The 13,736-nt window shown below is 68.3% G+C and carries 13 protein-coding genes; 8 read left to right on the forward strand and 5 right to left on the reverse strand.

Annotated features, from left to right (window positions below; genetic code table 11):
• The first annotated feature begins 192 nt into the window (after window positions 1–192).
• The 3 genes from AB0J02_RS22760 to AB0J02_RS22770 all read left to right on the forward strand — a co-directional run bounded on the left by AB0J02_RS22760 (window position 193) and on the right by AB0J02_RS22770 (window position 3,688).
• A complete protein-coding gene (locus tag AB0J02_RS22760) occupies window positions 193–939 on the forward strand; it encodes an aminoglycoside phosphotransferase family protein (protein ID WP_363195558.1) in 747 nt (248 codons plus the stop codon).
• Between the two features lie 490 nt (window positions 940–1,429).
• Complete coding sequence (locus AB0J02_RS22765) at window positions 1,430–1,984, forward strand: AAA family ATPase (protein ID WP_363195559.1); 555 nt, start codon at window positions 1,430–1,432, stop codon at window positions 1,982–1,984.
• Between the two features lie 1,242 nt (window positions 1,985–3,226).
• Window positions 3,227–3,688, forward strand: coding sequence for a MarR family transcriptional regulator (locus AB0J02_RS22770; RefSeq protein ID WP_363195560.1), 462 nt, complete (start codon window positions 3,227–3,229; stop codon window positions 3,686–3,688).
• Window positions 3,689–4,501: 813 nt separating this feature from the next.
• Here AB0J02_RS22770 and AB0J02_RS22775 read toward each other — a convergent pair.
• A complete protein-coding gene (locus tag AB0J02_RS22775; RefSeq protein ID WP_363195660.1) occupies window positions 4,502–5,716 on the reverse strand; it encodes an amidohydrolase family protein in 1,215 nt (404 codons plus the stop codon).
• Window positions 5,717–5,818: 102 nt separating this feature from the next.
• On the opposite strand from AB0J02_RS22775, the gene AB0J02_RS22780 reads away from it, so the two are divergent.
• Together AB0J02_RS22780 and AB0J02_RS22785 are read left to right on the forward strand one after the other, a co-directional pair.
• Window positions 5,819–6,286, forward strand: a complete 468-nt coding sequence (locus tag AB0J02_RS22780; RefSeq protein ID WP_363195561.1) for a MarR family winged helix-turn-helix transcriptional regulator — start codon at window positions 5,819–5,821, stop codon at window positions 6,284–6,286.
• Between the two features lie 315 nt (window positions 6,287–6,601).
• Complete coding sequence (locus AB0J02_RS22785) at window positions 6,602–7,735, forward strand: SpoIIE family protein phosphatase (RefSeq protein WP_363195562.1); 1,134 nt, start codon at window positions 6,602–6,604, stop codon at window positions 7,733–7,735.
• 205 nt (window positions 7,736–7,940) lie between these two features.
• Here AB0J02_RS22785 and AB0J02_RS22790 read toward each other — a convergent pair whose 3' ends face one another.
• Both AB0J02_RS22790 and AB0J02_RS22795 read right to left on the reverse strand, forming a co-directional pair.
• Window positions 7,941–8,420 carry a hypothetical protein gene (locus AB0J02_RS22790; RefSeq protein ID WP_363195563.1) on the reverse strand — a complete coding sequence of 160 codons (480 nt, stop codon included), beginning with the start codon at window positions 8,418–8,420 and terminating at the stop codon, window positions 7,941–7,943.
• A 385-nt stretch (window positions 8,421–8,805) separates the two neighbouring features.
• Window positions 8,806–9,153 (reverse strand): hypothetical protein, encoded by a 348-nt coding sequence (locus AB0J02_RS22795; RefSeq protein ID WP_363195564.1) that lies wholly within the window; start codon window positions 9,151–9,153, stop codon window positions 8,806–8,808.
• 429 nt (window positions 9,154–9,582) lie between these two features.
• Between AB0J02_RS22795 and AB0J02_RS22800 the strand changes: the two genes are divergently transcribed.
• Complete coding sequence (locus AB0J02_RS22800) at window positions 9,583–10,716, forward strand: hypothetical protein (RefSeq protein ID WP_363195565.1); 1,134 nt, start codon at window positions 9,583–9,585, stop codon at window positions 10,714–10,716.
• A 577-nt stretch (window positions 10,717–11,293) separates the two neighbouring features.
• On the opposite strand, the gene AB0J02_RS22805 is transcribed toward AB0J02_RS22800, so the two are convergent.
• Window positions 11,294–12,124: an SDR family oxidoreductase gene (locus tag AB0J02_RS22805; RefSeq protein WP_363195566.1), complete on the reverse strand. Its 831-nt coding sequence runs from the start codon at window positions 12,122–12,124 to the stop codon at window positions 11,294–11,296.
• Here AB0J02_RS22805 and AB0J02_RS22810 point away from each other — a divergent pair.
• A complete protein-coding gene (locus AB0J02_RS22810; protein WP_363195567.1) occupies window positions 12,078–12,437 on the forward strand; it encodes a helix-turn-helix domain-containing protein in 360 nt (119 codons plus the stop codon). The genes AB0J02_RS22805 and AB0J02_RS22810 overlap by 47 nt on opposite strands.
• A 159-nt stretch (window positions 12,438–12,596) precedes the next feature.
• Here the strand turns inward: AB0J02_RS22810 and AB0J02_RS22815 are convergent, their stop codons facing one another.
• Window positions 12,597–12,890 carry a transposase gene (locus AB0J02_RS22815; RefSeq protein WP_363195661.1) on the reverse strand — a complete coding sequence of 98 codons (294 nt, stop codon included), beginning with the start codon at window positions 12,888–12,890 and terminating at the stop codon, window positions 12,597–12,599.
• 213 nt (window positions 12,891–13,103) lie between these two features.
• Between AB0J02_RS22815 and AB0J02_RS22820 the strand changes: the two genes are divergently transcribed.
• Window positions 13,104–13,643 carry an EF-hand domain-containing protein gene (locus tag AB0J02_RS22820; protein ID WP_363195568.1) on the forward strand — a complete coding sequence of 180 codons (540 nt, stop codon included), beginning with the start codon at window positions 13,104–13,106 and terminating at the stop codon, window positions 13,641–13,643.
• The last annotated feature ends 93 nt before the right edge of the window (window positions 13,644–13,736 follow it).

Consider the following 13,736-nt stretch of genomic DNA (forward strand, 5'->3'; position numbering starts at 1 on the left):
CGGCAGGAGTTGCGTCACGTCACCGCGGTTTTCGCCCGTAGCGACACCACGAACGGGACTCCCTGCACGTCGACGATGCGCCGGCGCGGTCGGTGTCCGGCACGAGGCTGCCGGGTCGCGCGACGCGGTCAGCCGCACAATCGCACGGAATAATCCCGGCGCCGTCGACGGTCATCGGGGATGCTGGTCGCCATGGATGAGGTCAAGGTCGTCGTCGCCCATTCCGAGCGCGCGACATTGCGCGTCGGCGACGTATTTCTGAAGGTGGACGCCGATCAAGTGCGCATCGACGCCGAGGTCGAGGCGATGGCCCTGGCTCCGGTCCCGACCCCGGAGATCCTGTGGCACAAGCCGCCCGTACTCGCGATCGCCGCGGTCCCGGGGACGGCGCTCGGCCGTCTCGGCGAGCCGTCGACCTCCTCGCCTGCGGCGTGGGCCGCGGCGGGCGCCGCCATCCGGAGGTTGCATGATGCGCCGTTGCCATCCAGCCCTGGTAGGGCCTCCAAGAACCTGGACCAGTTGACGGCGGAACTCGACGGTGAGTGCGAGTGGCTCGTGACGAACGACGTCCTGCCGGCCGACCTGGTCGCCCGCAACCGCCAAGTCGCCGAGGCCGCACTCCGGCCGTGGACTCCGGTGTTCACCCACGGCGACCTGCAGATCGCTCACGTATTCGTCGACAACGACGAGATCACAGGCATCATCGACTGGTCCGAGGCGGGCCAGGGCGACGCCCTGTACGACCTCGCCACCTTGACACTCGGACACGAAGAACACCTCGGCGACGTCGTCGCCGGCTATGACACCGACATCGACCTCGACGTGATCCACGCGTGGTGGTCGTTGCGGAGCCTACTGGCGGTCCGCTGGCTGGCCGAGCACGGCTTCGACCCGTCCGCGCCAGGCTGTGAGGTCGACGTGCTGAAATCCCGTATGTGAGGAGTGCGGCCCCGACCCGGCTGTGCGTTCGTTCGTTCGCTCTGAAGCATCGCGCGGCCATCTCCTCCAGCGCATCGTCTGCCCTTGATCCTGACAAGGTGCGATGCGGAGTTGCCGCCAACAGATGACGGCACAACGGAGGGTGACGAACACATCGTCGCGGATCTCCCAGCGGGTACGCAGGCGGCGACGCCATACTTCCGAGGTGCGACGGTTGCGCATTAGGCATACCCGTCTACTCAACGGTGTTGCCGAGCCCCCGGTCGACAAGGTGTACTGGAACGAAGAAGGACGTTGAGCAATCTGGCCATGGTTGCCTTGCTCAGCGCCTTGGGCATCAGGAGTGTCTCCGGCATATCAGCCGTTCGAGTATCCGCCTGTGCCCCACTCCATCCCCATCTTCAGGGCCCCGCTGGCTCGTTGCCTCCGTCGGAGTTCCGAGCGGTGACCAGTGGACCTGTCCCGACCTACCAGAAAGGGTTCTCGGACCATGCGGCGGTACGTTCTCACTGGCACGCCGGGTGCGGGCAAGACATCAATCCTGCGGCGCCTGGACGAGCTCGGCTACGGCGTTGTCGAGGAGGCGGCGACGACGGTCATCGCACAAGCGCAGGCCCGGGGCGAGGACCAGCCATGGACAAGGTCGGCCTTCATCGACGAGATCGTCGCTCTGCAGCGACAGCGGCAGTTGGAGGTAACCGGCCCTGTTCAGGTGTTTGACCGGTCACCGGTCTGCACCCACGCCCTGGCCACCTACTTGGGGTGGCCGGTGTCCGCGGCGCTGGCCGCGGAGCTCAAACGAATCACCTCGGAAGGGGTCTACGAGCGGCAAGTGCTCTTCGTCCGCAATCTGGGATTCTGCGAGCCGACCGCGGCCCGGCAGATCAGTTTCCAGGAGTCACTGGCTTTCGAAAAGATCCACGAAGAGAGCTACCGCGCGTTCGGCTACGAACTCATCGACATCCCTGCCGACGACCTGGCTCACCGCGTCACCACGGTGAGTTCACTGATCGCGTCTGCCCTCCCCCAGCCACCCGCAGAGTAAGCCGCATCACAGCAACTCTCCCGGACGGATCGTTTTGAACTCGACCACGGGGAGCCTGCGACGGACCAGCACTTGGCTGCCTGGTCACAGTCTGCAGTCGCGGCGTCCTCGACGAAGGCCTCCGTGAGGAGCCGTACCGCCCGACCCGTCCACTCTGTTCCTGCCTGTCGCGCAAGGCGAATTACGAGTTCCCTTCGGCTCTGAACTGAGCCGGGGACCATACGAGTTCATAGTTTTTCACGTCAGAACTCCGGTGCCGGCTGCTGCGCTTGTCGAACGGTTGGCGCCGGAACCCTTGCTCCGTCACGCCATCTACCCGGCAGCCCGCGGGCTCCGGCTCGTCATCCACGCAACCGACCGCTCGAACCGATGGCGCACGGCGATCTTCTGACCGGCTCCGGCCGCCGAGTCGCCCGGTCGGCGGCCTCCAGTGCGTCGCCTCCGCCGCGGTAGGCGACTGGACCCGTTTCCCGCCGGCCACGGCTCCGCGTCGGTACCGTACCTGCCAAGCGAGGTACTGAAGCCTCGGACGGTACGGTCACACAACGGTGGCGGGGAGCCTGAGTGAGACAGCACATCAGCAGGTCTTGGTGGACCGAACTTGCCGCGTATCTGGTCGGCGGGGTGCTGGCCGCGACGGCCTTGTGTCTGGCCGCTTCAGCTCTCCTGATGGGTCTCCCCCATGGTTGGCACGCGGCGACAACCTGGGTGTACATCGAGCACCGCTTCCTCTGGCTGGTCAGCCGGCTTGTGCCGGCTTCGGCAGCGGTGTACCTCGTCGCGCGTCTGCTTCGTGCACGCACAGTGCGGCTACGTCGTCGCGCGATGGAGCGCCAGACGGGGAACAGCTCTCTCGCATCGACTCGCCACCGCGGTCAGCACCTCTGAACCGCCTCAGCCTCCTCGACGCCCGCCGCAAGCCCATGACACACCTGGCTGACCGCCGGAGCGTCACTGGAACGTAATCCCAGACGGCGAGTCCGCGGTGCCATATGAGGACCGAGGCAAGGGTGGTTGGCCTACGAGGATGCGCAGGGAGGTCGTTTCCTGGACTATCGGTCCGGTCGCCCCGGGCCATGGCTCAGACTCGCGTGCCGCACCGAGTCGAGGCCGTGACTGTTCGACGAGGTCCGGCCTCACGCTCGCTTGGGTCATTGCGCGGCTGCCCGGTGGATACGGACAGGGTCTGCCCGCCCCGGGTCAGGGCACGGGGCCGCGGCACCGGGTATGGATGACGCACGGTTGAACGCAGAGCTGATCGACTGTCTGTTTGCGATCCGTACCCAGGTCCACGGTGAGCTGAAGGAGCTGGCCCGCGACGCGGGGCTCACCGATGCCCAGACCGACGTGTTGTGGAGGCTGAGCCGCGCGGAGGAGATGACCGCGCGCCGCCTGTCCGACCTCCTGCAGTGCGATGCCTCGACCGCCACGTCGATGATCGACCGGCTCGAGAAGCGTGGGCTGGTCCGCCGCGTGCCCCACCCCACCGACCGCCGCGCGAAAGTCATCCAGCTCACTCCTGAGGGATGCGCACTGCGCGACCGTGTCATCGAACACACCACCCAGCACTCGCCCTTCGCCCACCTCGACCGCGAGAGCAGACTGCGCCTGCATGCGCTGCTCCGCGAGGTGATCGGCGGCGCCGGGCCGGCAGGCGACCCCACCCCCGGCAAGAACAACCGCGACGAGGAACAGCATCGATGAGCGGCACGACCACAGTCATCACCGGCGGTGCGTCCGGCCCGGGCCTGGTGACGGCACGTCACCTGGCCCAAGCCGGGCGGAGTGTCATCCTGTCCTCGTCAGCCGTCACCGACATTCTCGCGCGCGAACACCCCCGAAGGGGTGGTCGTTGCACCGGACAGTCGGCCGGTCGCTGGCATCGGGCCATCCTCGATGGGCCCGCAGAGAGACGCTCACCAACGTCAGCAAGAGCTCGAGGTCCGCATCGCACTGCAGCCACACGCTCGCCCGGCGCCATCCGACAGCTTTCGGCCGGAGTGGAGGCGCACGATCTCGACTGAGCCTCCGCCGACTTGACGTCACAGATCAAAAGGCTGGTGTGACCGGTTCTCGGAGTGCTCACGCCGGTCGTGAGCGGGAGTCGACAGAAAGGATCATCCGTCAGCGGTTGACTTCGCGGTTCGTCAGAACGGGCAGAGCGCGCAGAAGCTGGAAGCGAGTCCTCCTCCACACCCGCTTCGCGGTGCGGGATCAGCATCACTGCTCATCCGGCCACCTGCCCGGGCATCGGCCCGGCCGAGGCACGTTTCTCGGCGAGCTGCCTGGTCATCCGTGCAACGACCCGTTCGGCGACGGTGAGTTAGTCCCGCTCGGCCCGCCCTTCCGTAAGCTGTTCGACCAGCTGTTCTTCGCGTTCGTCCCGTTCCGCGCGACGCTCGGTGATCCGTTCCAGCAGCTCGGGATCCAGCATGGAGCGGATCGTAGAAGGTCGCCTCACCACAGCGAGCAAGAACCGGATGATCGAGTCCCTCCCTCGAAGGGGAGGGACCGCGGTCATGCCGCCATGCGGGTGCCGCGGCGCCAGACGGCACGGGTGTTGAGGGTGTCGCTGATGTTGCTGGTCGGGTCGCCGTCGACCAGCAGGAGGTCGGCGCGGAGGCCCTCGGCGATGCGGCCCCGGTCGCTGAGGCGGAAGCGGCGGGCCGTGGTCGCCGTGGCCGCGCGCAGGGCCCGTGCGGGTGTGAGGCCGGCCGCCACCAGGTATTGCAGTTCGTGGTGCAGGCTCGCTCCGTGTGCCAGGCCCCCGAAGAACGTCTCGGGCATGGAGACGTCGGTGCCGGCGAGCACGTCGACACCGGCAGCGTCCAGCGCGCGCACGGTGTCGTACACATCGTGGAGCTTGCCCTGCGGGTAGCGGTCATAGCTGGAGCGCAGGGTCCGGTCCCAGTCGGCGTCGAGGCGTGCGGCGACCCGGGGGTCGTCGGCGAGTTCGCTGCCGGTGATCCCCATCATCGAGGCGTTGAGCGTGACGCAGGGGATGACGAACATGCCCGCGTCCTTGATCAGGCTGATGATCTCGGCGGTGTGCGGCTGGTCCATGAACACGTGGGTCACGCCGTCGATGCCGGCTTCGGCGGCCGTCCTGGTGGCCTCCACGGTCAGCGCGTGGGCCACGGTCAGTGCGCCGTACTTCTTGGCTTCGGCGACACCGGCGTGCACGGTGGCCTGGTCGAGTGCGGGCAGCCCGGGGTGTCCCTCCACGCTGCCGTCGTCGATCATGAACTTGATGAAGTCGGATCCCCGGGCGAGGAGCTGCGGCACGAAGGCGGCGGCCTCCTCGGGTGTGGTGGAGAACGGCATCAGGGGCATCACCGGGGGGAGGTCCCACTTGGGCCGGAACCCTTCGGGCATCAGCTCGCTCGGGTGTCCACCGGGCGGTGTGATGGCGAAGCCGGAGGAGCGCACGTCAGCCTGTGTGTCGTCGTCGGTGATGACCCCCCGGTTCTCCCGGGTGTTCTTCCCCTGCATCTCCAGTTCGGTCGTCACCCCGAACCGCAGGGCGAGCGCCAGGGAGCCCGGGGCGGAGTGGACGTGGGCGTCGATGAGTCCCGGCAGCAGTGTGGCGCCGCTGCCGTCGACGATCTCGCTGCCCTCGGGAGCGTCGCCACCGACGCGGGCGATCCTCCCGCCGTCGATGACCACGGTCCGCACGCCGACCGCCTTCTCCCCGTCGAAGATCTGCGCGTTGGTGATCGCGGTGAGCGCCATGGCGGTCCGCCTCATTTCCTGGCTCGTTCAAGATTTACATACCTGATGCTATGCACTTATCGAAGGGTATGCAAATGTGCCGGCCGGGACTAGACTCGGTACATGAGCAGCACGTCCTCCTTGGAGCAGCCCCCCGACGACCGGGCGCTGGATCAGATCGGCCCGGCGCTGTCCCGTCTGCGGCGACGCGCACCGGCATCGGGCAAGGACCTCTCGCGCAACCTCGTGCTCAACGTCATCGCCGACGCGCCGGGCGAGACGACCGTCGGCGGGCTTGCCGCCGAGATGGGCGTCGCGCAGCCGGTGGCCAGCCGGACCGTCGCCGCCTGCATAGCGGACGGGCTGCTGCGGCGGGCGGCATCCCAGTCCGACGGACGCCGCACCGTGCTCGAACTCACCGAGCACGGCGAGGCCGAACGCCACCGCTTCGCCGTCGAACAGCGAGAAGCGTTCCTGGAGATCACCGTCGCCTGGTCACCGGAGGAGCGGACCCAGTTCGCACGGCTCCTGACTCGATACGGAGCCGACGCCACCGCTTGGTCCAGGAAACAGACCACAAGCCGTGATTGAACGAGTAGCGCCCCGAGACCGAGCCACGGCCAGGAGCCCAGGCGTCGATCGCGCTGACGGACGATCCACCGTTCCGACACTCACCCGTGAACAGGGTGCGCGTCCTGGGAACCGACCACACCAGCCCTTTGACGTGTGACTTCACGTCGGCGGCAACTCGCTCCACCTGGGGACAGAGCCTGCCCGGCACCACAGTTGGGCTCGCGCTCCATGAGCTCCTGCCGATCCACCACCCACCACTGTCCCCGGCAGGGGGCCACCGCGCCGTCCGTCTCTGCCCGCGCGAACCGGGTCGGCGCGGTGGAGAGAAGAATCATGCCGCGGCGTCTCGGAGGATCTTCCCGACCGGTGCGAGAGGGCCGGGCACTGGTCGCCATCCCGATCGCCTGGATCGTCGCGGTGTCCGTGATCGACGTGCTTGCGCCGCCCGACATTCATCTGGGACCTCTGCTGGTCGCGGCGCCGGCGATCGCTCCGTCGTTCGGCGGCCCCCGGACGGTGGGGCTGGTAGCCGCCCTGGCGGTGGCCGCACAGACGCTCATCGGGATCCTGCGCGAACCTGACGAACTGCTCTCGGCCAACCACGAGGCGCAGATCATCGCCCTGCTATTGGTGGGCGCCGGCCTCGTCATCTTCTGCATCGTGCGGGAGCGACGCGCCCGGGAGCTCCGACAAGTTCGGTACGTGGCCGAGGCTGCCCAGCGTGTGGTCCTGCCTCCGTTGCCCAGTCGGATCGGACCGCTGCGCGTCGCCTCCCTGTACCTCGCCACGGAGGCCGAGGCCCAGATCGGCGGGGACCTGTACGCGGCGGCACATACGATCTCCGGCACCCGGCTGATCATCGGCGACGTGCGGGGGAAGGGAATGACCGCGGCCAGTGACGCAGCCTTGCTGCTGGGAGCGTTCCGCGTCGCGGCCCATCGCCAGTCGACCCTGGGCGAGCTGGTGGCCCACCTCGACCGAAGCATGTGCTGGGACCTGATGGAGCCGGTTGAGACGGGCAGTTACGGCGAGGCCTTCATCACCGCCACGGTCCTGGATGTCCCGGACCGTGGCGGCCCGGTCCAGATGGTGTCCTGCGGCCACCCGCCACCCATCGCCCTCCGCAACGGCCGGCCGATGGCGAGGGGCGCCCTGCGCCCGGCGCCTCCGCTGGGCCTGGGTGAACTGGCTCATCCGCGCTATCACGTGGAGAGCTTCCCCTTCGACCCCGGAGACCTTCTGCTGCTGCACACGGACGGTGTCACCGAGGCCCACGACTCCGCCGGCGCCTTCTACCCGCTCACCGAGCGCATCACCGGCTGGACCGAGCGGGACCCCGACGCCTTCCTCGACCATCTCCGGCGTGACCTGCTGCAGTACGTCGGCGGGCATCTGGACGACGACGCCGCGGTGATCGTCCTGGAACGCCCCGGCGCGGCGGGCGGCGGCCCCATTCCAAGGGAGTGAACGCGGCAGCAGTTCCCGTAGATGATCACGGCGAAGACGGCCTCACCGCGGATGTTCGCCACCCCGCCCCTGGGCCGCTCCCGTGTGGCAGGCAGCGACAGTTCTGCGATCGACCCGACCCGACCCAATGGCACAGCACGGGCGCAGTCCCCTCCCTACTCTCCACGGAAGCGGCGCACCCCAACTCACCGTGGAGGAGGTGGTGTTACGAGGCGCCCGTTCCCTGGTTCTGATAAAGAGCAACCCTGGTCGCTACCAGGGTGCCGTTGGCGGCGGGGTCCTGCGGCACCGGGAGCACCTTGTCGCTGGTGCAGAGCAGTTGGACCTTGCCCGCTGAAGCCAGAGTCACGACGCCGGTGGCACTCAATGACGACTCGTTGTAACCGCTGCTCCGAGGGGTCGCCATGGTGAGACCACTACCCGTGATGGTGCAGAACGCCCTGTCCGCATAGATGACATAGGCGGAGCCGGTCAGAGTGTAGGTTCCTGCCGGCAGTGACAGAGCGACGACCTGCGTGTTGGTGGTGCTGACAGAACTGACCCGCGTGGCCTTGTAGGTGTCGCCCGGGGCTGCGGACGCGGCAGCAGACGACTGAGCAGCGGTGGCTCCCGTGTACGCCACTCCTACCGCGGCCACGACGACGGCGGAGATCCCGATGGCTCTGAACCTGATCGCCTTGCGCACGCTCTTGCCCCCCTGCACGAAATGAATCGACGGACGCCAAAAGTAGTGGCCACAGGGCTACCAACACCGGCACACGGAGCAAGGGTTCGACTGTTCATTTGGGCGTAGTTCTTGTTGCGATGACGTTCACTCCAGGCCTGGCCCCGCACCTGGTTCGTAGTGCCGATGAGAGTTCTTACTGACGAAGGCCCCGGATACGCGCCATGTGCATGGTCCCCGGCCGGTCCCCCGCCCCTTCTGGGCACGCACGCTCAGCCGTCCGGGGCCGGCCTACGGGCTGTTCACTTCCTGGCCTCCGGTGTGGCGGGGCCGCGGCGATGCCGACCCGAGGGTGGTGCCGGACCCCCGGATCTGCGCGGGAGTCCCACACCGTGCGTGAGGCGGTTCAGTCGTCGCTCGGAGCGGACTTGGCGCCCCCCGTGCCGAGGCTGGTGCCCCCGTCGAGGTTGCCGTCGAGCGTGCCCTTTTCCTGGTTCACGGTGCCGGGACTGTCGCTGCCTTCGCAGGACGCGACCGCATCCGATTTCAGGGCGTCGCCGACGAAGGGAACGGCCTGGAGAATGTTCAGGATGTTCTGCACGGCCGGGCAGATGAGGTCGGTGATCTCGGAGGTCTGGGTGGTGTCGGCGGCCGGGGGCGGCTCGGCTGCGGCCGCGGCGCCCGGCGCGGCGAACGTGCCGAGTACCGCGGCAGCGGCCAGACCGAGGCCGGCCGGGCTGATGCGTGTGCGCATGATGCTCCTTGGAACGAAACGGCTGGTGGTGTTCCCGTTCCATTCATCCGGCAGCCCGCGCGGACCGCACCTGGTGCGCGCCCGTTCTGCGGGGCCGGGACCGCTGCCCCGCAACGGGGCATACGCGGCGGGCGGTCACTGGCTGGGGGCACAGGCATCCCCTGGCAGCGACCCTCTGTCAGGCCATCGCATCGGCCGCTCCTGCCAGATGCGGGGCATACACGGACTCCAAGGCCTTGGGCACATCAGCGGCCGATGAATTCGCGGGCCCCTCGGTCGGTGCGGTCGTCGTCGCGCAGCCACGTGTTCCGTGAAGCTGCGCAGACGCACCGTCGGGCGGTTTCTCCAGTGGCGGGGTGAAAGAAGCGTGCATACAACGGAAGAACGCGCATGCGTGGGCGAAACGCCCGCTGAAATGGAGAAGCGAAGATGGCCGCTGAGTCATTCTCTGCCCAGTCCGAGACTCTTGAGACCGGCGAATCCCTGGTCTCGACGCCGGTCCATTGGGGCACTGCACAGCTCGCCGCGCCGCCGGATCAGATCCCCGGCGTCGACATCGGCATCACCCATGAAGGGGCGGCCCCCGCTCCTCCCATGGAGCCCGCTGGTGCGCCTGCCGTCGAGACGGCCGCCGATGCCGAGGCGGTGGAGGAGCTCATACGCATCGCCGTGGTGTCGCGGCCCCTCAACGACGTCGCCGACCTGGTGACCCGGCTGGAGCAGACACCTGACGGTACGCCGACCGCCGAGTCCGTCCTGCGGCTGGCCGCCGTCGCCCGTTCTGTGGAGGACGTCACCCAACTGGTGGAACTTCTCGGCCCGCCGGAGCACCCCGCGGACCACATGGACGAGGCCATCCGGCACGCCGCCAAGGAGCGGCCGACCCCGGAGGTCACACGCCTCATTCAGCTGCTCTCCTGTTACCCGCACGACCCGCACAGCGGTGCCGAAGCAGTGCACGCCGCCGCCACGAGCAGGTCCGTCGAGGACCTGATGCAGCTCATCGGTGGCCTGAGCGAGAACAGGCACGGCGGCGCGCCGGTGGTCAGTTCCACACCGGCCGCCCTGACCGCGCCGCCCGCCGACGCCGAGCCCGCACGCCCCGCGCCCGACACGCCGGCGCAGGCCTCGCAGCCGAGGAAGCGGCAAAACGGCGCGACGCCCCAGGTGTGGCTGCGGTGGGCTGCGGGCGTGCTGATGCTGCTCTGCGCGGCGGCCCATCTCCCGCTGAACTGGTCGCAGGGGTCCGCCTTCAGCGTCTCCGCGGCCATCGGCGTCTCCGCCATCTGCGCCGCGGCGGGCGTCGCACTCTGCCTGAGCCGTTCACTGGCCGTCGCGGTGGCGAGCGCCCTGGTGGCCGGTGCGCTCGCGATCGGACATCTCCTTGCCAACCGCCTCACCTCCGGCTCACTCGCCCAGGTGCTGCGACCCGAGAACGTCCCCGCGCCGCTCCCCACGCTCGCGGCGGTGGCCGCCACGCTTGCCGCCCTGCTGATCGTGGCACTGACCGTCGCCGGCCTGCGCACGTCGGCCGCCGGCCGCACCCCGGACCCGGGCGTCTGACCACCCGACGAAGCCGCCCCGACCACGGACGACGGAAGCACCGCACACCGCCGCCGTGTCGGGGCAGCGACGTGCGCACCGCCGGTCAGAGGACCACGCCCCGCGGCTTCAGCGCCACCGGCGGCAGCGTCTGACTGCTCGGTCGGCAACAGCGTGCCGCGCGCACCTGCCGGGCTACCTCACGGAGTTTGACGTTCCCGCGCTGCGAGGAGGTGAGGCTGACGCCGAACCCGTCCTGAACAGAGCGATGATGGCATTCCACTCCGGGGCCCGGTGCTCCAGTTCTCCGATGCTCTGCAATGAAGCCGGCCGGACGTCGTCGGCCATCGGCTGCCGGTCGAACTGTCGAAGAGCGCATCCGACGCCGTGTCCACTGACTGTCCCTCCGACTCCGAGTCATGGCGTTTGCTCGAATACCTGCATGCGTCGAGGCCTCCGCGCCTCACGAGCTGCGCGGCGACAACGGTTCGCCGTATCCCGTTGGTCCCCTCTCCGACGAACACCAGAAGTGCGTCGCGGAACTTCGGGAGGAGGCAGAAGGCGCGCTCGCGAGCTCGAAGCACTCGGCGGCTGGGCATCAGGCGGACTTGTGGCGGGCGCCGCCCTCGATGTGGATCGTCTCGCCGGAGACAAAACCCGCACGGAGAAGCCACATCACCGTGTCGACGACGTCGTCGGTCTCGCCGTGGCGTCCCACGAAGGTCCCGGCCGCGCTCTTGCTCAACAGGCCGGCCTTGTTGTCACCGAGACGGTCCCATGCGCCCGAGTCCACGACACCAGGCGAGACGGCATTGACCCGTACCGGCGCCAGATCCGCCGCCAGGTGGCGCGCGGCGTACTCGACCGCGCCGTTCGTGACCCCCTTGACGAGTGAGCCCGGCCCGGGGCGCCAGCCGACAACACCGGAGAACAGCACCATCGACCCGGTCGGCCGCAGTACCGACGCGAAGTGCTTGGCGACCAGCATCGGGCCGACCACCTTCGCCGTGAACGCAGCCAGCAGCTTGTCGCGATCCAGCTCGGTCGCGCGAACATCGTGCGGCGCCGAACCGGTCGTCACGATGTGGTCAACTCCCTCCTTCAGCGCCTCGGCCGCGGCCTCGAGCGTCGATTCGTCCTGCAGATCGACCCGCACCGCGGTGGCGCCGATCTCGCGCGCCAGCACGTCGGCCGCGGCCAGATCACGGGCGCCGACAACAACGTCGTACCCGTCCTTCGCCGCCCGCCTGGCGACGGCCGCGCCGAGCGCCCGAGCACCTCCGATGACCAGGATCCGCTCCATGTGTCGCACTCCCTCTCGTAGGATCGGATGCCACGGTATGGATTTGTTACCGGTATCTTCAACGGAACTGGAAGCAGCAATGGGCAAGGCGTACAACGTGATGGCAGCGACCTGCCCGAGCCGCACGGTGCTGCACCGTATCGGCGCCCGCTGGACCGTGTTCATCGTCAACGCCCTCGAGGACGGACCTCGCCGCTTCATCGAACTGAAGGGGCATATCCAGGGCATCACCCCGAAGGTCCTGACCGAAACCCTGCGCTCCCTGGAAGCCGACGGTCTGATCAGCCGCCACGAGTACGACGAGAACCCGCCCCGCGTCGAGTACGCCCTGACACCGCTGGGCCGCTCTCTGCTCGTCCCGCTCCGCGCCGTACGGCTCTGGGCCGAGGAGCATGTCCCGGACATCGAGGCGGCCCGAGCCCGCCGGCCGATTCTCTGACCCATGAGCCGACGGCCACCATGTCCCTCCCCTCGTAGCGTGGAGCCCTTGATTTCAGGGGGAGTTGGAGTTCATGGGCTCCAAGCGCATCGTGATCGAGACCGGGGCCGATCCTGAAGGTTTGCGCCATACCGGTAGCTCTTGCATGTCGAACACCGGTTACGGAAGCTGGTCGATCCCCAGCGCCCCAAAAGCCTGAGTGAGTCGGGGCGGCAGGGGCCGCCAGAACCCCCACCAGTTCCTGCAGCAGGCCGACGCCGGTGAGCAGCCCCCCGATGAGCAGCAGTTGCCCCACAGGCAACCCCTCGTGGCCACGAACACGACGGCAGCCAACACCTGTCGATCTCCAAAACGACGTCGTCCTCCGCCTTTCGGCCGCACTGGTGCGGCTGGGACCACCCTCTGGAACAACTCCCACAACCTGTCCGGCACCAGGCGCTCCACCATTGGCATCACAGCGATCAGCCTGGTTTTCCCATCAGTTGAGACGACCTCTCGATGCCGTCCGGCAGAGGTCGAAACGAGTGTGCCTTCGGAGTGATCGTTCGCGCGAATGTGCCAGTGGGGCCGTGCGCGTGTTCCGTCCTAGAGTTACGAACCGCACGCTGTCACCTGCGGCGATGGCGGGCGGTTCCTGGTTGGCGACTGCGTTGAGGGAGGCTGCTCGTGGCCAGTGTGTTTCAGGAGCGCAAGCTCAGGGGGATGTTCACCGCGCTCGATACAGACGGCGACGGTTATCTGCGCGAGGTCGACTTCCGGGCGCTCGTTGCCCGCTGGAGGCAACTGTCGCCGGCGGCGCCCGGGACCGAACTCGGAGCGCGGGTGGAGTCGCTGCTCATGGGGTGGTGGGCTGCCCTGCTGGAGGTTGGTGACGCCAACGGCGACGGCGGCGTCGACATGAGCGAACTGCTGGCGCTCGTGGACAAGTTGCCCGCCATGGTCGCCAGTGTCACGGCAACCGCCGACACCGTCTTCGAGGCTGTGGACGCCAACGGCGACGGGCACATCTCCGCTGAGGAGCACCGTCGTCTCGTAGAGACCTGGAACGGACGGTCCGTCGACATGACGGGTGTCTTCGAACTGCTCGACCTGAACGGCGACGGTCACCTCAGCCGCGAAGAGTTCGCGACGCTGTGGCGACAGTTCTGGATCAGTGACGATCCGGCGGCGCCCGGCAACGTGCTGTGCGGCAGACTGCCCGCCTGATCACGACGGCTCCAGCGGGCATCACCACGGCGGGCACAGATACGAGGGTGAGGACACGGCCCGCGGTCGCCGAAGGTTCCCGCCAGGCGGTTT

This window comes from Streptomyces sp. NPDC050264, from assembly GCF_040655895.1.
GTDB lineage: Bacteria > Actinomycetota > Actinomycetes > Streptomycetales > Streptomycetaceae > Streptomyces.

Bases quoted from the DNA above. Each gene is read 5' to 3' on its own strand.
- AB0J02_RS22780 (WP_363195561.1), top strand. From the start codon at position 5,819: ATGAGCAGCACGTCCTCCTTGGAGCAGCCCCCCGACGACCGGGCGCTG.
- AB0J02_RS22775 (WP_363195660.1), bottom strand. From the start codon at position 5,716: ATGGCGCTCACCGCGATCACCAACGCGCAGATCTTCGACGGGGAGAAG.
- AB0J02_RS22785 (WP_363195562.1), top strand. From the start codon at position 6,602: ATGCCGCGGCGTCTCGGAGGATCTTCCCGACCGGTGCGAGAGGGCCGG.
- AB0J02_RS22795 (WP_363195564.1), bottom strand. From the start codon at position 9,153: ATGCGCACACGCATCAGCCCGGCCGGCCTCGGTCTGGCCGCTGCCGCG.
- AB0J02_RS22810 (WP_363195567.1), top strand. From the start codon at position 12,078: ATGGGCAAGGCGTACAACGTGATGGCAGCGACCTGCCCGAGCCGCACG.
- AB0J02_RS22765 (WP_363195559.1), top strand. From the start codon at position 1,430: ATGCGGCGGTACGTTCTCACTGGCACGCCGGGTGCGGGCAAGACATCA.
- AB0J02_RS22800 (WP_363195565.1), top strand. From the start codon at position 9,583: ATGGCCGCTGAGTCATTCTCTGCCCAGTCCGAGACTCTTGAGACCGGC.
- AB0J02_RS22760 (WP_363195558.1), top strand. From the start codon at position 193: ATGGATGAGGTCAAGGTCGTCGTCGCCCATTCCGAGCGCGCGACATTG.
- AB0J02_RS22815 (WP_363195661.1), bottom strand. From the start codon at position 12,890: ATGCCAATGGTGGAGCGCCTGGTGCCGGACAGGTTGTGGGAGTTGTTC.